Source organism: Flavobacterium agri (assembly GCF_013401995.1).
Taxonomy (GTDB): domain Bacteria; phylum Bacteroidota; class Bacteroidia; order Flavobacteriales; family Flavobacteriaceae; genus Flavobacterium; species Flavobacterium agri.
In genome coordinates, this window is record NZ_JACBJI010000002.1 from 156,040 (window position 1) to 173,626 (window position 17,587).

Here is a 17,587-nt window from a genome sequence, read left to right on the forward strand (position 1 = left end):
GATGCATTGAAAAAGCCCGGTAACTTCCGGGCTTTTTGTTTTTTAACTGATCCACATGGTCAACATGCCATACAATCTCCAAACGCCTTTGTCCTTGGCGTAAAGAGAGAATCCGCCGCCGCCGCTAAGTTCTCCGCCGCTTCCGGCTTTGTAGAAAATGCAAAACGTATTGTTTCTCAAGAAAACAGGTTTTGAAAAAGTGCTCAAGCTTTTGCCGTAATGCTTTTTGAAATACGGCCAGCTTTTGTTTTGGTCCATAAAAACGGAATCGATTTCTGCCGAAGTCACCAAGCGTGAATTCTTGATCAAGCCTTTAGACCAACCCGGATTTTTGTTCGCCTTTTCCAATTGCACCATCACGTAATCGATCTCAGACTTGGAAAGCGTAATCGATTTTGGTGCAGATGTCTTCAAGTTATGCCATTCGCCATAGTCGGGCCGAGTCATGGTTTTGTGTTTTTGGAGCATTTTCTTCAAATCCTTGAGATAATGCTCTTCGACAGATTCGGTATAAACGGTCACATCGGTGCCGCTTTTTACCAATTGATCGAAAAACAAAGCCTGTTCGCTCTTTTTCTGAGCGAAAGCCGACAAGCCCAAACCCACAAAAAGAACAAACAGCGCTTTTTTCATTTGACCATGTTCAAACGATTAACGTCCGGTGAATTCAGGCTTGCGTTTTTCAAGGAAAGCCGTCGTTCCTTCTTTGAAATCTTCGGTGCCGAAACAATATCCGAATGAACGGATTTCGGTCATGAAGCCATCGGCGTCCTTATCAAAACCGGCGTTTACGGTTTCTATGGCTTTCGCGAGTGCGACCGGTGAATTCTTCGCGATTTTCTGCGCCAGGTCATTCGCCAAACCGAGCAATTCGGCCTGAGGCACGACATGATTGACCAATCCCCAGGTTTTCGCTTCTTCGGCCGTGAGCATTCCGGCGGTCATGATCATTTCCATGGCTTTCCCTTTGCCGACGAGTTGTGGCAAACGCTGTGTTCCGCCATAACCCGGAATCACGCCCAAAGTCACTTCGGGCAAGCCCATTTTGGCGTTGTCCGATGCGATGCGGAAATGGCACGACATCGCCAATTCTAATCCGCCGCCAAGCGCAAATCCGTTTACGGCAGCGATTACGGGCTTCGAAAGATGCTCTACGAAATTGAACAGCAAATCGTGTCCGGTCGCCGCCAAAGCCGCGCCTTGTTCGTCGTCGAAATCGGCGAATTCAGAAATATCGGCTCCGGCCACGAACGCTTTTTCGCCGCTTCCGGTCACGATGATCGCGCGCACTGAATCATCCGATTGCAATTCTGTAAACGCTTCGTTGAGTTCCTTTATCGTCGCTTTGTTGAGCGCGTTGAGTTTGGTCGGTCGGTTGATGGTAACGGTTGCGACCCTGTCGTTTTTCTCGACCAATATGTTTTCGAAAGACATAGTGATTTGTTGTTTTATGATTTGTTTTGGGGATTCCGACGAAGGAGGAATCTCTTTGGAATTTAATTCTTTATCGGAAGGCGCACCGTGAAAACCGTGCCTTTTCCGGGTTCGGTTTCAAAGGTAATGCTTCCTTTATAATTCTCTATGATGTTTTTGATGATGCCCAGACCAAGTCCCATACCGCTGGTTTTGGTCGTGAATTTCGGCTCGAAAATGTGGGGCGCGTTGTACGGTTCTATGCCGAATCCGTTGTCTTGTACAGAAATCATCACATTTTCGTCCTCGCGCTGTACTTTTACCGAAACCAGTTTGTTTTCGCGGTGTTCCGGAATCGCCTGTATCGCGTTCTTGACCAAATTCGTGATGATGCGGATGAGCTGCGTGCGGTCGATCACCGAAATGATTTCGTCTTCCGAACTTTCGAATGCGATGAAATCCTCGTTGAAAATGTCGAGCGCCAATTCGACGACCTGAACGACATTCAGCGTCTCGTTCTGTTGCGCAGGCATAGACGCGAAGTTCGAAAATGCCGAGGCGACTGCACTCATCGTATCGATCTGTTGGATCAACGTCTGACTGTAATCGTTGAGTTTTTGCTTGAGATCGGGATCGTTCGGATCGAATTTGCGCTGGAAACTCTGCACCGTCAAGCGCATCGGCGTAAGCGGGTTCTTGATTTCGTGCGCGACCTGTTTCGCCATTTCGCGCCAGGCTTCCTCGCGTTCCGATTGGGCGAGCTTGACGGCGCTTTCCTCGAGATCGTCGACCATCGCGTTATAGGCTTTTATCAGGGAATCGATTTCGGTGCTGTTCGCCTTAAGATAAATGCGCTGGTTTTTCTGCATGAAACTCGTCTCGTTGATGCGGTCTGAAATCGTCTTGAGCGTCTGCGTGATATACGTCGAAAGAAAATACGCAAGCCCGAATCCGATCACGAGCGTAAATCCGTAAACCTGACTCAGACGCAGCAGGAAATTGCGCAATTCGCTTTCGTAATAACTGTCGTCTTCTACATACGGGATGTTCAAGATCCCGAGCGGTTTGAATTTGTCGTCTTTGATTATGGTGTACGACGAGCGGTTCTTTACGCCGTCCTTGTTGGTGATGTTCACGTAGCGTTTCTCGATAGACGATTGTACGAGCTTGAGTACCAAAGGCGGCACCGGAGGAGGTATGCTGTCGATCGAAAACGACGATTTGGACGAAATCAGCAGTTTTCCGTTAAGTCCGTAAATGTTTATCTCGAGGTTGTGGATGTCGCTCAATTCGTGGATCCGATCCTTGAAAATCAACGGAAGATTGCGCGTCGTAAGCGGATATGTCGTGGTCGACAACACGTAATTGATGTGTTCGGTAATCGCCTTTTCCTTGTTTTCAAGACGTTCCTGATGGTATTCTTTCGCCTCGTTCTTGAATTGGATGATCGAAATCGTGGCCAACAAAACCGACGCGATCACGATCAGGACGATCATCGACAGGAAAATCCTGATACGCAGCGATATGTTGAAGATTCCGGCCATCTAACTGTTGTTTTTCTCGCGGATACGTTTGTAGAAGCGGAATCCGAGCATGATCAGAACCGAAAACGCGATGATTCCGACGACTCCGTAAATCCAATCCAAAGCGTTTTTGAGGATGACCAAAAACACGACCGCGAACAAGATGATCGTCGCGCCTTCGTTCCACAACCGCATGAAATTCGAGGTGTATTTCACTTCGTCGCGTTGCAGTTGACTAAAGATTTGCTGGCATTTCAACTGGTACAGAATCAGTAAAAACACGAATCCCAATTTCACGTGCATCCACGGTTGGCTGAGCCACTCGGGCATCAGGTACAAAAGCGAGATCGCGAACAAGATCGCCAAAACTGCCGACGGCCACGTAATGATATACCACAACCGGTACGTCATGATTTTGTACTGCTTTTGCAGGATTTCCTTCTCGGGCGAGGGTTTCGATGCGGCTTCGATTTGGTACACGAACAATCTTACGATATAAAAAAGTCCCGCGAACCAAGTGATCACGAATATCAAGTGAAGCGATTTGAGGTAGTTATAGCTTTCCATCGGATAGTTTCTTCATGGCGAAAAACAGGAAGCTTCCGGTGACCAGCGTGGCAAGCACGTCGGCGATCGGGAACGCGACCCATATTCCAAAAATACCAAATTTATCGGGCAAAATCAGGATCAGCGGAATCAGGAAAAATCCCTGTTTGGTCAACGTAAGCAACAACGATTTCACGGCTTTTCCTTCGGCCTGGAAATACGTCGACCCGATCAATTGGATCGCGATTACGGGCGAGGCCGCGAAAACCCAACGAAGCGCATTCGGTGTTTGCGCGATGACTTGTGCGTCGTCTATGAAAAGCTTGGCGATGGGTTCGGCGAAAATCAAGATCAGCGTATAAACGACAATGGCCAGAATCGATGCCGACCACACCGAGATTTTCACGATTTCCTTGACGCGCCCGTACTTTTCTGCTCCGAAATTGAATCCCGCAATCGACTGGAAGCCTTGCATGATGCCGTTTACCGGAAACAAAGCGAACATGAGCATTTTGCTGACGATTCCGTAAACCGTCACCGAAGTTTCGCCTCCGTGTTCGAACAATTGATGGTTCAACAACACCGACAACGCGCTGATCACGCTTTGGCGCGCCAATGTAGTAAAGCTCAACGCGCCGATTTCACCGGTCAATTTCCAATCGGGCAAAAAGTGACGGAATTCGAGTTTGATGTCGCTTTTATAGATGAAATACCACAACAGGTAAAGAAAGCCCATGAGGAACGAAAGTGAGGTCGCAAGTGCCGCTCCGAACACGCCCATGTCCATGAATTTGATGAAGGCGACGTCGAAAACCAGGTTCATCACAGATGGCGTGATCATGCCGATCATCGCGTATCTGGCCTTGTCTTCGGCACGCATGATGCTGTTCCCCATCGCGCCCAAAGCTTGCAAAGGTCCGGCGAGAAGCACCGGGTAAAAGAATGTTTTTGCAGGTGAGACGATATCGCCTTGCGCGCCGAAAAGTTTGAGCATCCAATCGGTGAAAAGCAGTCCGGCGAGCATCAGAAGAATCGTCAAAACCGACGTCATCACGATTTGGTGCGCTACCGATTTTTTCGCCTTCTCTATATTTTTAGCGCCCAAAGCCCGCGACAGCACCGAACTTCCGCCCACGCCGATCGCAAATCCGACCGAAGCCATGAGGAAAATGATCGGTGTCACGACCGTTAAAGCCGCAATCGCGATAGATCCGATCCATCTTCCGACGAGGATCGTGTCGATGAGCATGTTCACCGTCAGGAAAAGAATGCCCACAGAAGCCGGGACCGCTTGCCGCAGCAGCAACTTTTTCAAGTCGCCTGTGCCGAAGTCTTCTGCGGCCTGTTCCATCAAGCGAAGATTTTATCGGTTTTTGCCCAATAATTGATCCAGTTCGAAGCGGTTCCAACCCAATCGTCGTTTTCGTTAAGGCACGGAATCGCCAGGAAATCCTCGCCTCCGTGCTCCTTGAAATCCTCGTTGGCGCGCATCGCGATTTCCTCTAAAGTCTCGAGGCAATCGGCCACGAAAGCAGGCGTGACGACAGCGAGTTTCTTGATGCCTTTTTCGGGCATTTTGTTGATTTCGATGTCGGTGTACGGTTCAAGCCACTTGTCTCCGGCAAGGCGCGATTGGAACGTGAGCGAATATTTTTCTTCTGGAATTCCAAGCTGTTCAACGACGAGTCTTGTCGTCTCGTAACATTGGTGGCGGTAACAGAATTTATGCGCAGGCGACGGCGTGACGCAACACGTCGCATTGATTTTACAGTGCGATTTGGTGATGTCGGTCTTGCGGATGTGTCGCTCGGGAATGCCGTGATACGAAAACAGCAAATGGTCGTATTCGAAATGCTCAAGGTTTTTCTTGATGAGGTCGGACAGGTTCTTGATATAATCGGCGCGGTTGTAAAACGCCGGAACGTCGGTAATCTTCATCTGAGGAAATTTTTTCTTGCGGATTTCCTCGGCCAAGACTTCGATCGTTTTCGTCGAAGCCATCGCGTATTGCGGATAAAGCGGAAAAAGCAACACTTCGGTCACGCCCTGATCGGACAATTCCTTCAATCCCGATTCGATGTTCGGTTTTCCGTAACGCATCGAAAGCGCGACCGGAATTTCGGTTTTGGCTTTGACTTTTTCGTGGAATTTTTTCGAGATGACGATCAGTGGCGATCCGTCTTCGGTCCAGATTTTCGAATACGCGTGACCCGAATCTTCAGGGCGTTTTCTCAAAATGATGCCGCGGACGAGCAACGCGCGCAGCAAAAATGGTACGTCGATCACGTATTTGTCCATCAAAAATTCGTCGAGATACGGTTTTACGTCTTTTGGATCTGGGGAATCGGGCGAGCCGAGATTGACAAGGAGCACTCCTTTCATGAAGATTTATTTTTGGATAATAGATGATAGACGGATAGATAATAGACACTCTTGTGTCATCCGAAAAAAATCATCCTAATTATCATCAGTTTTTTATCGTTTTTATTACTTGTATTGTAGACGAATCTTGAACTAACCGTAAACAGTCTATTATCTATCCGTCTATTATCTTTTTGTCTTAAGCCGAAACATTGATTGACATCAAATATTTCTTCGGCGTCGTCCCGAACTTTTTTCGAAAAGCCGAAATGAAATGGCTTGCCGTCGAATACCCGATTTTCAAGCCGGCTTCGTTCACGTTGTGTGTTCCGTCCTCGAGCAATTTTCGCGCGAATTCCATTTTGTAATCGAACAAAAACGCATACACCGAATCTCCGTAAATCTGCTTGAAACCGACTTTGAGTTTCTTGAGGTTAAGTCCGACCTGATCGGCCAGTTCCTGCAATCCGGGCGGTTCGGCCATATTCGCGATGATGATGTCTTTGGCTTTTCGGATTTTGAGTACATTTTCCTCATCGATCAAAAACGGGCATTGTTCGGCATCGGGATCTTCGGTTCGGTTAAAGTACAAACTGAGCAGTTCGTACGCCTTGCCTTTGTAATAGAGATTTTTTATCGAAGGATGCAGGTTGAAATGGAACAGCTGGTTGAGCACGATGGCCATCGAAGGCGAAATGTCGGCCTCGTTGTAATATTTCTTGTCCTGGTTTCCGGCCGATAAAAACGGGATGTGTTCGGCTTCCGACGAAAACAAAGCGTGGAATTTCTTGATCGAGATGATGACCGAAATCACCCACGAATTCGGCGCCAATTCAAGGTTAAGCGGCAATTCCTTTTGTGGATTGTAAAGTAAAAGCGACTTCTCCTCACGCAGATCCAAAGCGTATGTGCCTTGATTGAAAATGAATTTCGCCTTGCCTTTCAATCCGTAGTGGAATTGGATCAAACCTTGAGAGATCTGGCGTTCGACGCGAAACGTTTCGGTGCCATCGTTCTGGAAACGAAGCAGGTAAAAATCGTCCTCTATCTTAATGACTTCCTGTGAACCCATAGCGATATTTTTTTGAAGTTGGTTTTCGGAATCTGAAGCGTATTTTATTTAGAATGATTCTATATAACATCGTTCGGAATGCCCGTCAACGCTGCAAATTTAGCACAAAATAACGTTGAGTGAACCTTTTGCGCCTAAAATCTCCGACAGCGACACAAAAAGTCCTTCGAGCGTTATTTTTATCAAATGCTCTGAAATATTTTTGTGGCAGATTTTGAGGACAAACATGCATACTATTCACGCATCGAAGCATCAGACGTTTTATGTCGTAGGATTGAGCTACAAAAAAGCCGATGCCGAGATAAGGGGAAAATTCAGTCTCGACGAAACTGCCAAAGACCGACTCTTGAGCCAGGCCGCCATGGAAGGCGTAACCGGGATGGTCGTGGCTTCGACGTGCAACCGCACCGAGATTTACGGTTTCGCCGAACATCCGTACCAACTCATCAAATTGCTTATCGATAACAGCCAAGGCAGCGTGGACGAGTTCCAACGCGTGTCTTACGTGCATAAAAACGCCGAGGCCGTCCACCACATGTTCCGCGTCGGGACAGGATTGGATAGTCAGATTCTTGGCGATTTCGAAATCATCAGCCAACTTAAGACGGGATTTACCCAATCGCGCAAGAAAGGGTTGACGAACGCATTTTTGGAACGATTGACGAACGCCGTGATCCAGGCGAGTAAGCGCATCAAGAACGAAACCGAGATTTCATCGGGCGCGACTTCGGTTTCATTTGCGTCGGTTCAATACATGATGAAGAACGTGGCCGATATCAAGAATAAGAACATCTTGCTTTTCGGAACCGGGAAAATCGGGCGAAACACGTGTGAAAACCTCGTCAAGCATACCAAGAACGAGCATATTACGTTGATCAACCGCACGAAGGACAAAGCCGAGAAGCTCGCGTCCAAACTGCATTTGATCGTTAAGGATTACGCCGAACTGCACACCGAACTGCAAAAAGCCGACATTCTTGTAGTGGCCACCGGAGCGCAGAATCCGACGATCGACAAAGCCGTTTTGAACCTCAAGAAACCGCTTTTGATCCTCGATTTGTCGATTCCGAAAAACGTTGCCGACGACGTCACCGAATTGCCCGAAGTGACGCTCATCCACATGGATCATTTGTCGCAGATCACGGACGATACACTTGAAAACCGCAAGAAACACATTCCGGCGGCCGAAGCGATCATCGAGGAAATCAGACACGAGTTCACGGCCTGGACGCACGAACGCAAATTCGCCCCGACAATCAACGCATTGAAAGAAAAACTCAACGAGATCAAGAATTCGGAACTCGATTTCCAAAGCAAAAAACTCTCGAATTTCAACGAAGAGCAGGCCGAAATCATCTCGAACCGCATCATACAGAAGATCACGACCCATTTTGCCAACCATCTTAAAGACACGAACACGCCCGTCGACGAAAGCATCGAATGGATCGAAAAAGTCTTCAAGATCGAAACTCCGGTAAAATGAGCAAAGTCATACGAATCGGCACGCGCGACAGCCAACTCGCCTTGTGGCAAGCGCATACGGTCGAGAAAAAATTAAACGATTTAGGTTATCAGACGGAAATCGTAGCCGTTAAATCTACAGGCGATCTGATTCTCGACAAACCTTTGTACGAACTCGGCATCACCGGAATTTTCACCAAAACATTAGACGTGGCGATGATCAACGGCCAAATCGACATTGCCGTACATTCGATGAAAGACGTGCCGACCGCGCTTCCGATAGGTATCGTACAGGCTGCGGTTTTGGAACGCGCCTCAGAAAAAGACATTCTCGTCTACAAACACAACAACGATTTTTACCACGAAGACGCTACGATCGCATCGGGAAGTTTGCGTCGTCAGGCACAATGGCTGCACCGATATCCGCATCACAAAGTCGTCGATTTGAGAGGAAACGTGAACACGCGTCTGCAAAAGTTGGCCGACAACGATTGGAACGGAGCGATTTTCGCCTCGGCAGGACTTGACAGAATCGGCGTAAAACCCGAAAATTTTATCGATTTGGATTGGATGCTGCCCGCTCCGGCTCAAGGCGCGATGGTCGTCGTGGCTATGGAAAATGACGATTTTTGCCGCGAAGCCGTCGGGAAACTGAACCATTTCGAGACCGAAATCTGCACGCATATCGAACGCGATTTCCTGAGAACGCTCGAAGGCGGATGTACCGCACCGATCGGGGCTTTCGCCGAAATCATCGACAACGAGATCCGATTTGAAGGCGCGCTTTTGTCGGTTGACGGAAAAGAAAAACTTGCGATTGAAAAGACGTCCGAAACGACACATTATAAAACCTTCGGACGCGGATGTGCGCTCGAAATCCTCAAAAACGGAGGAGACGACCTGATGGCGAAAATCCGTTCGGAATTGAACAAATGAGCCGCGATATCCGCATATTGTCAACGAAAAAGCTCAAATCCGACCAAAAGCGATTTTTGCTCAATGCGGGATTTTCTATAATTGATGCCGATTTTATCCGCGTGACCGAATTGCCTTTCCGCTTGACGGACGTTGCCGAAAACCTGATCGTCACGAGCCAGAATGCCGCGAAAGCATTGGCCACGCATCCCGAAGTTCAGGACATCAGGCGAAATCCGGTGTTTTGCGTAGGATCGAAAACCGCCGATTTGCTCGACGAACTCGGATTCACGGTCCAGGAAACCGCGAACAACGCACAGGAACTCGCGGACGTCATCATAAAGGATTACGCAACTGAAAATTTTACGTTCTTTTCGGGAAACATCCGCCGCAACGAATTGCCGATGGCGCTCATGGAAGCCGATGTCGAAATGAACGAAATCGAAGTCTATGAAACGGAATTGACACCGATTGAAATCAATTCTGAAATAGACGGGATTTTGTTTTTCAGCCCGAGCGCAGTCGAGGGCTATCTGCGAAAAAATAAATTGACCGACCAAGTCTGTTTTTGTATCGGAAAAACAACGGCGAGCGCGGTCGAAGGAGCGAATCCTTCTGCGATCATGATAATCTCGAAACAACCCACAATAGAAAGTACAATCGCGAAGTGCATCAATCACTTCAACCAAGAAATATGATAAAGAACGACCTTTTTTTACGTGCCCTGAACAACGAAACCGTAGAACGTCCGCCTGTGTGGATGATGCGCCAAGCCGGGCGCTATTTGCCCGAATTCCGTGCGTTGCGCGACAAATACGATTTTTTCACGCGTTGCCAGACTCCGGAATTGGCCGCCGAAATCACGGTGCAGCCGATACGGATCGTAAAACCTGACGCCGCGATTTTGTTCAGTGACATTCTCGTCGTGCCTCAGGCGATGAACATCGAGGTGCTCATGAAGGAAAGCGTCGGGCCGTTTTTGCCGAATCCGATCCGTTCTGCGAAAGATGTCGAACAAGTCATCGTTCCCGATGTCAACGAGACTTTGGGTTATGTTTTCGACGCGATCAAATTGACAAAGGAAATGCTCAACGATGAGGTTCCGCTTATCGGTTTCGCGGGTTCTCCGTGGACGATTTTCTGCTACGCCGTCGAAGGGAAAGGCTCGAAAAGTTTCGACACGGCAAAAGGTTTCTGCTTTTCGCAACCCGAAGCCGCACACGCGCTTTTGCAAAAAATCACCGATACGACAATCGCCTATCTCAAAGAGAAAGTTAAAGCCGGAGTAAACGCCGTACAGATTTTCGATTCGTGGGGCGGAATGCTCTCGCCGGTCGATTATCAGGAATTTTCGTGGCAATACATCAACCAGATCGTCGAGGCTTTGGCGCCTGAAACAAAAGTCATCGTGTTCGGAAAAGGCTGTTGGTTCGCGTTGAACGACATGGCCAAATCGAAAGCGTCTGCATTGGGCGTCGATTGGACGTGTTCTGCGAGAAACGCGCGTTATTTGTCTGGCGGAAAAATCACGCTTCAAGGGAATTTCGATCCTTCGCGTTTGCTGTCACCGATTCCGACGATCAAGAAAATGGTGCACCAGATGATAGACGAATTCGGAAAAGACAATTACATCGTAAACCTCGGACACGGGATTTTGCCCAACATTCCGGTCGATCATGCCAAAGCGTTCATCGACGCGGTCAAAGAATATGGAAAGTAAAATGAAGATAGCAGTTCTGGCTTTCGCGTTGGTTTTGTTCATCGGATGCAATTCGAAAGAAAAAGCGTTGCTTGGCCAATGGAAAGAAACCGAACAACGCTACGGCGGCAATAATGGCGAAAAGCTTTCCGTCGAGAAAATCGCGAACGGCAAAGTCTACACGTTCAAGGACGACCACAAGTTGGAGCTCGTCGCCGACGGAGAAAACTACAACGGCGTATACGAAGTGGTGCAAAACGGCCAGCACGAGATTCTGCATACGATGACTACCGGTACGCAATCCAATCGGCCGTTCGACCAATATTTCCGCATCAAAATCACCGATAGCGCGTCGACCCAAAAACTGTCGTTCATCCCGGTTTATCCCGAGAATGAATTGATCTACAGTTCTGGACGCGAAAACATCTATGTGAAACAATAGCATGGAAGCGATCTTTCAAAACTGGAAAACCGACAGGCTGCAAGATATTTCGGCCGAAGAGTTTTTTGCTTTGATCGAACGCAACGCAGATCACATCAAAAAGACGTTTCCGGGAACGCTCGGCAATTGCCGAAATCTTGAACAAACCATCCGATTTTTGGGTGAGAACATCGACAAGGAAGAAAACGGAGACGGTTATTATTTCTACATCCGAAACCTTGAAACGGGCCGACTTATCGGTTACGTGTGCATCAAAAACGTCGACCGCAAAATCATGAAGTGCGAGCTCGCGTATTTCGTCGATGTGGATTTTGAACGGAAAGGCATCATTTCAAAAGCCGTTTCAAACACGCTTTCGTTCTGTTTCCGCGAATTGGGAATGAACAAGATTTTTATCTGCACTTCGCTTGTAAACCACGCGAGCCAACGCATCGCAACCAAACACAGTTTCGTCGAGGAAGGCGTTTTGCGTCAGGAATTCAAAAATGGCGAAGGAAAACTCGAAGACGTTAAATACTTCGGGCTTCTAAAATCGGAATACGATCATGAATAGGATTTTTTGCATCATTTTCGCGGCGCTTTTCGCTTTGACAGCAAGTTCACAGAACCTTGCCAAAGACAGCATCGCGTTGCAGAAAATCATCAGGAAAACGATTGGGAACTCAACTGCGCCGGGAATTTACGAGGTAAAAGAACCGAAAGACATCAAATTCGTTTCGGGTTATATCTCCGCTAGAAACAAAACGATAAAACCCGAAATCAAGACTTTATCTGTTATCGATGAAAATACTTTGGGCAGACGATACCGAAACGGCGACAAGTCCGCGATTCCTGAAATCCTGACGATACTGGGCAATGACAACTATGAGGCAATTGCAAAAGTCCTTGAAGAAATGTCTTACGATTACACCGACAACCAACCTGTCCATTATCTGGAGCCCGAACTCAAAGAGCGCATTTTTAAGCTTGTGTCTAACGACAGTGTCGATTTTGCGGCCACCAGGTATCTTGGAGAGAACAATATAGATGGCTTTGTCGCGCTGTTCGAGGAAAACATCCGGATGGGCATCTCCCAAAATCCACGGTTGATCATGCCTTGGCTGGCTAAAGCCAAAAGCCAGGTCGCGTTCGATTATATGGCGCGAGAACTTGAACAAGGTCGCATCGCGCCGATTGGTTGGGGCGCTTCCGATAGGTTTCTGGTTCACGGGAACGACCAGCAAAAAAAGAAGTTACGCGACTTGATTTATGCCTATTTCTCCAAAAATCCAATTACTGTCGATGACATTACGCATCCGGTAATCGGAGAATTCATGGCAGACGAAAGAGCGGCGAGAAGCGAATTGTTTGCGAACATCGTAGCGCACGGAGACAAAAGATCCATTGCTTTTTTAGAAAAAACCTTTTCCGCTTTGGCGATAGAAAAATTGCCCAACGTCGACCCTCAAGAAATTTCCGCAATAGTCCAAATAAACACGCTTCATTACAAGGCGCCAGCCGAAAGAAAGGCTGTTTTCCTGGATCTGTTGTCAAAAAAAATGGTATTGGGCGACGCGTTCGAGAAAGTCCGTTCCGATGAAGTTTTGCGAAACGACGAAGAGGTTGCACAGGCATTGGTTTCGCATTGGTTCAATCAGAAATACGCTTCGAATTTAACTATCGTATCGTACTTTAAAGACAAAAATCAAGTTGAATTCGATGCGCTGGTTTTAAAATCGATTCCCGACGGGAAGAAACGTCGCGATTTGTCCGAAGATTTCGCCATCAGCAAGAAAACGGTGCAGGATCACAGTGATTATTTGTTCAAAAACGGCTTTATCGATACACCGATCACACCGCAAATGATCGAGGATTTCAAAAAAGCCAACTTTTATGAACCCGACGAGCAAATCAACGACATAAAAACCACTACGCAAATTGCCAAAATTGGTCTTTCTTTCGATGCCGAAAGCGAAATCCCAAATGATTACAGCACACTTTTATCCGAATTCGTCGCTATTTCAAAAGGCAAACTGAAAGGCATCAAATCGTATGTCCAGGCAGGAAATTACAGACAAGGTTCAGGTTATGAATATCGTTTTCTGGTTTCCGACGGAAAGAAAAGTTACATCGTCGTGACCCAAGACCAAGGCGATTGGTACGATATGGAAACCTTCGACAAATTGTTGGACAGATTGACTTCGGACGCCAAAATCGAAGACAGATTCTACAGCATTTCCGGAGGAAACGATTCGTTTTACGTATTTGGCGAACCGGAAAAAATCGAAAAGCTCCGAAACGATTACAAACTCAGGAATTCTTGGGAAATCAAATAAAACCAACCCGATGAAAGATCAATTTTACGCCTATATCCAAAACCTCCAAGACCGCATCGTTTCTGCTTTGGAAGAAGTCGACGGCGTTGCCAAATTCCGCGAAGACAATTGGCAAAGACCCGAAGGCGGCGGCGGACGCACACGCGTAATTGAAAATGGTGAAGTGTTCGAAAAAGGCGGCGTGAACATTTCTGCAGTCCACGGGAAATTGCCCGATTCGATGCGTCAGTTGTTCAACGTGGGGGAAGCCGATTTTTTCGCGTGCGGATTGAGTCTCGTCATCCATCCGAAATCGCCTATGGTTCCGACCGTCCATGCGAATTGGCGTTATTTCGAGATGTACGACGAAAGCGGAAATGTGATCGATTCATGGTTCGGCGGCGGACAGGATTTGACGCCTTACTATCTGTTCGAGGAAGACGCGACCCATTTCCATAAGATCTCGAAAGCCGCTTGCGAAAGGCACGACGGAAATTTCTATCCGAAGTACAAAAAACAATGCGACGAGTATTTCTGGAACGCGCACAGACACGAAGCGCGCGGCATCGGCGGTTTGTTTTTCGATTATCTCAAGGCGACCGAAACCCGTTCGATGCAGGATTGGTATGATTTCGTGACCGAAGTCGGAAACAGTTTTACTTCGGCTTACATTCCGATTGTCGAAAAACGCAAGGATTTGCCTTACGAGGAAAAACACCGCACTTGGCAGGAAATCCGTCGCGGACGCTACGTCGAGTTCAATCTCGTGCACGACAAAGGCACGCTTTTCGGGCTCAAGACAAACGGGCGCATCGAATCGATTTTGATGAGTTTGCCGCCTCATGTGCAATGGGTTTACGACCATCATCCGGAACCCGGAAGCCCCGAAGCCGAACTCGTTTCGGTGCTCGAAAATCCGAAAAACTGGCTCGCTTAAATTATCCACAACGTTTATAATTGCTCAAGATATGTATCCGATACACAGAAATAGAAGATTGCGCACCAACGATTCCATTCGTTCACTGGTTCGCGAAACCATTTTGACGACCAACGATTTCATGTTCCCGATGTTCATCTGCAAAGGCACGAACACCCAAATCGAAATCCCGTCAATGCCCGGAATTTACCGTCGTTCGCTCGATTTGACGGTCAAAGAAGTGCAGGAATTGTGGAAACTCGGAATAAAAGCCGTGAACCTGTATGTCAAGGTTTCGGACAATCTCAAAGACAACACCGGAAAAGAAGCCTGGAACAAAGACGGATTGATGCAACAAGCCATCCGTGCGATCAAGGCGGCCGTTCCCGAAATGATCGTGATGCCAGACGTCGCGCTCGACCCTTATTCGATTTACGGACACGACGGAATCGTCGAAAACGGTCAGATCATCAACGACGCAACGGTCGACGCGTTGGTTCGCATGAGCATTTCACATGCCGAAGCCGGTGCCGATTTCGTCGCGCCTTCCGACATGATGGACGGGCGTGTTTTCGCTATCCGAAAAGGGCTTGAAGAAAACAATTTCCACAATGTCGGGATCATGAGTTATGCCGCGAAATATGCGAGTTCACATTATGGGCCGTTCCGCGACGCACTCGATTCCGCGCCCGGATTCGGAGACAAAAAAACCTACCAGATGGATTTCTGTAACCGTACCGAAGCCATAAAAGAAGCGCTCCACGACGTCGAGGAAGGAGCCGATATCGTCATGGTAAAACCGGGAATCGCGTATCTCGACATCGTGCGCGAAGTGCGCAATGCGGTACACGTTCCGGTCGCGGTTTACAACGTTTCGGGCGAATATGCGATGGTGAAAGCCGCGGCCGAAAAAGGTTGGATCGACCACGACAAGGTGATGATCGAACAGCTCACATCGATCAAACGTGCGGGTGCCGATATCATTTCGACGTATTTCGCTAAGGAAGCCGCTATTTTGTTGAACAAATGATTTCCGTTTTGGAAACTGATCGAAACACCCAAATCACCAAATAAACATGAAGGAAATTTTACTGCTGCTTTTACTCGGATTTTCACTTAACATGGATGCCCAAAAGATGAAACCCGAGATGCACGAATATGCCGATGGTGTCGAATATTCCGTCGTCAGGGTCATACGCAACAAGTTCACGCAATACGGCAATGGGGACGACCATCGCATGTACATAGCCGAAAAAGGCAAGAGGTTCATAAGTGTGGCCATGGAATTCTCGAGTAAGTCGGACAAGGATGAAATCATCGATTTTACACAGATTTTCCTCATAGATAAAGACGGTAAAAGATACAAAGTTGAGTCCGTTTTGCAGAACAAGAAGTTGAGCACTACAGTCGAAAAGTTCGAGATGGTACTAAAAGCGGGTAAAACCAGAACCTATCTGATCGATTTCTGGGCATCGTTACCCAAAGACGAACCAATACAAAGAATGAACGTGGACGGCATCGACATCACGTTCGAGCCGGAAGATTAATCAGTTTGCCTTGAAGGCATCAATACAATGAAAACCATATCCACTTTTCTGTTACTCGGCCTGTTGTTTTCGTGCGCCACGAAAGAAGCCCCGACCGAAGACAGCTTCGAATACGAAGAAAAACAAACGCCTGTCGAATTGGGCGAGAAACTGTTCAACGGCAAAGGAAACTGCTATTCGTGCCATAATCCGGAGCAGAAAATCATCGGGCCGTCGCTCTTGGAAATCGGTAAAATCTACAAAGACAAGAACGGGAACATCGTCGAATTCTTGAAAGAGAAAGCCGATCCGATCGTCGATCCGGCGCAATATCCGGCGATGAAAGTGAATTTCGCGATCACCAAGCGTATGAGCGATGAGGAATTGAAGGCTTTGGAAGCGTATATCTATAGCTTTTCGAAGTGATTTTTTAGAGGTTACATGACCTAACAGATTTTCAAAATCTGTTAGGTCTGTAAACCTACCCGAAAAACGAATTTGTCAAGTACAGATTTTCTGTATATTTTCTTAAAAATTCCTACGATGAATCTTCCTATCTTTATGGAAATCATTCATCATGCGGTTATTTTCACTTTCCATAGTCGGTTTGTTGCTGGTTACAATCGGCGCGAACGCACAACAACGCAGGTCGTTCATTTCTCCCGAAATGGCCTTATCACGTGAGCTTTTCCCGAAATCTAAGGATAGCATAGAAATGCCAAGGTTGATCATGATGGAACAGCGCACGACCTATTTCTTACAACCAAGCCCAAGTTTGGACACATTTACGACAGATTATAACTGGACAAAAGACATCCGAAGAAACGAGAGTTTTAAAAAAGCCGCTTATTACCAATACAATTACGATGCACTTGGTCGTTCTCCTTTGCCCGACGCTTCGAGAGACGTGATGCAGCAAACCCTTATGAAATCACCGCGTTGATGGAAACCGCTTTTATAAAAACACCCGTCGGCATTGCGAAAATCGAAGGAGACGAGAATGGCGTTTCGGTCATTTCCATTCTTGACGAAGAAATTCCCACGTCGGCCAAAATCCCAAAAAATCTTAAACAAGCCGTAAAGGAACTTGATGAATATTTTGAAGGGAAACGACATGATTTTACGTTTGAGATGAATCCGTCGGGTACCGATTTCCAAAAATCAGTCTGGAAAGAACTGCTCAAAATCCCTTTCGGAAAAACCACAAGCTATATGGATTTGTCCAACAAAATGGGTGACGTCAAAGCCATACGCGCGGTCGCGTCGGCCAACGGCAAAAACCCGCTTTGGATTGTCGTGCCTTGCCATCGCGTGATCGGATCTGACGGTTCGCTCACCGGTTACGCCGGCGGATTGTGGCGCAAAAAATGGCTGCTCGAGCACGAAACGCCTCCAACCCAACAAAGCCTTTTCTGATTT

General features: G+C 47.4%; 20 protein-coding genes. 13 read left to right on the top strand and 7 right to left on the bottom strand.

The genetic code is table 11. The annotated features are described in order from the left end of the window. Window positions 1-42: 42 nt before the first annotated feature. From HZF10_RS04740 to HZF10_RS04770, 7 genes are all read right to left on the bottom strand, one after another. Window positions 43-633 carry a hypothetical protein gene (locus tag HZF10_RS04740; protein WP_176005036.1) on the bottom strand — a complete coding sequence of 197 codons (591 nt, stop codon included), beginning with the start codon at window positions 631-633 and terminating at the stop codon, window positions 43-45. Window positions 634-651: 18 nt separating this feature from the next. Further along, on the bottom strand, window positions 652-1,434 hold the full coding sequence (locus tag HZF10_RS04745; RefSeq protein WP_176005037.1) for an enoyl-CoA hydratase/isomerase family protein: 783 nt from the start codon (window positions 1,432-1,434) through the stop codon (window positions 652-654). A 62-nt stretch (window positions 1,435-1,496) separates the two neighbouring features. Next, window positions 1,497-2,909 (bottom strand): ATP-binding protein, encoded by a 1,413-nt coding sequence (locus HZF10_RS04750; protein WP_176005360.1) that lies wholly within the window; start codon window positions 2,907-2,909, stop codon window positions 1,497-1,499. A gap of 48 nt (window positions 2,910-2,957) precedes the next feature. Next, window positions 2,958-3,503 (bottom strand): CopD family protein, encoded by a 546-nt coding sequence (locus HZF10_RS04755; protein ID WP_176005038.1) that lies wholly within the window; start codon window positions 3,501-3,503, stop codon window positions 2,958-2,960. Further along, the gene (locus tag HZF10_RS04760) at window positions 3,490-4,833 is read right to left on the bottom strand and encodes an MATE family efflux transporter (protein WP_176005039.1); all 1,344 of its coding nucleotides are present in this window, start codon (window positions 4,831-4,833) and stop codon (window positions 3,490-3,492) included. Before HZF10_RS04760 ends, HZF10_RS04755 begins: the two co-directional genes overlap by 14 nt. Continuing rightward, window positions 4,833-5,864, bottom strand: a complete 1,032-nt coding sequence (hemH, locus tag HZF10_RS04765; protein WP_176005040.1) for a ferrochelatase — start codon at window positions 5,862-5,864, stop codon at window positions 4,833-4,835. Before hemH ends, HZF10_RS04760 begins: the two co-directional genes overlap by 1 nt. A 178-nt stretch (window positions 5,865-6,042) precedes the next feature. Then, the gene (locus HZF10_RS04770) at window positions 6,043-6,915 is read right to left on the bottom strand and encodes an AraC family transcriptional regulator (RefSeq protein ID WP_176005041.1); all 873 of its coding nucleotides are present in this window, start codon (window positions 6,913-6,915) and stop codon (window positions 6,043-6,045) included. Between the two features lie 226 nt (window positions 6,916-7,141). Here HZF10_RS04770 and hemA point away from each other — a divergent pair, with 226 nt between their 5' ends. From hemA to HZF10_RS04835, 13 genes are all read left to right on the top strand, one after another. Next, a complete protein-coding gene (hemA, locus tag HZF10_RS04775) occupies window positions 7,142-8,398 on the top strand; it encodes a glutamyl-tRNA reductase (RefSeq protein WP_176005042.1) in 1,257 nt (418 codons plus the stop codon). Next, the gene (hemC, locus tag HZF10_RS04780; protein WP_176005043.1) at window positions 8,395-9,312 is read left to right on the top strand and encodes a hydroxymethylbilane synthase; all 918 of its coding nucleotides are present in this window, start codon (window positions 8,395-8,397) and stop codon (window positions 9,310-9,312) included. Before hemA ends, hemC begins: the two co-directional genes overlap by 4 nt. Further along, complete coding sequence (locus HZF10_RS04785) at window positions 9,309-9,989, top strand: uroporphyrinogen-III synthase (RefSeq protein WP_176005044.1); 681 nt, start codon at window positions 9,309-9,311, stop codon at window positions 9,987-9,989. Before hemC ends, HZF10_RS04785 begins: the two co-directional genes overlap by 4 nt. After that, a complete protein-coding gene (gene hemE, locus HZF10_RS04790) occupies window positions 9,986-11,011 on the top strand; it encodes a uroporphyrinogen decarboxylase (RefSeq protein ID WP_176005045.1) in 1,026 nt (341 codons plus the stop codon). Before HZF10_RS04785 ends, hemE begins: the two co-directional genes overlap by 4 nt. A 1-nt stretch (window position 11,012) precedes the next feature. Next, window positions 11,013-11,432 carry a hypothetical protein gene (locus HZF10_RS04795; protein ID WP_176005046.1) on the top strand — a complete coding sequence of 140 codons (420 nt, stop codon included), beginning with the start codon at window positions 11,013-11,015 and terminating at the stop codon, window positions 11,430-11,432. A gap of 1 nt (window position 11,433) precedes the next feature. After that, the gene (locus tag HZF10_RS04800; protein WP_176005047.1) at window positions 11,434-11,985 is read left to right on the top strand and encodes a GNAT family N-acetyltransferase; all 552 of its coding nucleotides are present in this window, start codon (window positions 11,434-11,436) and stop codon (window positions 11,983-11,985) included. Further along, a complete protein-coding gene (locus HZF10_RS04805) occupies window positions 11,978-13,747 on the top strand; it encodes a hypothetical protein (protein WP_176005048.1) in 1,770 nt (589 codons plus the stop codon). Before HZF10_RS04800 ends, HZF10_RS04805 begins: the two co-directional genes overlap by 8 nt. A 10-nt stretch (window positions 13,748-13,757) precedes the next feature. Continuing rightward, window positions 13,758-14,663, top strand: a complete 906-nt coding sequence (gene hemF, locus HZF10_RS04810; RefSeq protein ID WP_176005049.1) for an oxygen-dependent coproporphyrinogen oxidase — start codon at window positions 13,758-13,760, stop codon at window positions 14,661-14,663. Between the two features lie 31 nt (window positions 14,664-14,694). Next, on the top strand, window positions 14,695-15,672 hold the full coding sequence (hemB, locus tag HZF10_RS04815) for a porphobilinogen synthase (protein ID WP_176005050.1): 978 nt from the start codon (window positions 14,695-14,697) through the stop codon (window positions 15,670-15,672). Between the two features lie 46 nt (window positions 15,673-15,718). Next, window positions 15,719-16,189 carry a hypothetical protein gene (locus HZF10_RS04820; RefSeq protein ID WP_176005051.1) on the top strand — a complete coding sequence of 157 codons (471 nt, stop codon included), beginning with the start codon at window positions 15,719-15,721 and terminating at the stop codon, window positions 16,187-16,189. A 27-nt stretch (window positions 16,190-16,216) separates the two neighbouring features. After that, window positions 16,217-16,594, top strand: coding sequence for a c-type cytochrome (locus HZF10_RS04825; protein ID WP_176005052.1), 378 nt, complete (start codon window positions 16,217-16,219; stop codon window positions 16,592-16,594). 151 nt (window positions 16,595-16,745) lie between these two features. Further along, the gene (locus tag HZF10_RS04830) at window positions 16,746-17,111 is read left to right on the top strand and encodes a hypothetical protein (protein ID WP_176005053.1); all 366 of its coding nucleotides are present in this window, start codon (window positions 16,746-16,748) and stop codon (window positions 17,109-17,111) included. Further along, the gene (locus tag HZF10_RS04835; protein WP_176005054.1) at window positions 17,111-17,584 is read left to right on the top strand and encodes a methylated-DNA--[protein]-cysteine S-methyltransferase; all 474 of its coding nucleotides are present in this window, start codon (window positions 17,111-17,113) and stop codon (window positions 17,582-17,584) included. Before HZF10_RS04830 ends, HZF10_RS04835 begins: the two co-directional genes overlap by 1 nt. Window positions 17,585-17,587: the final 3 nt, after the last annotated feature.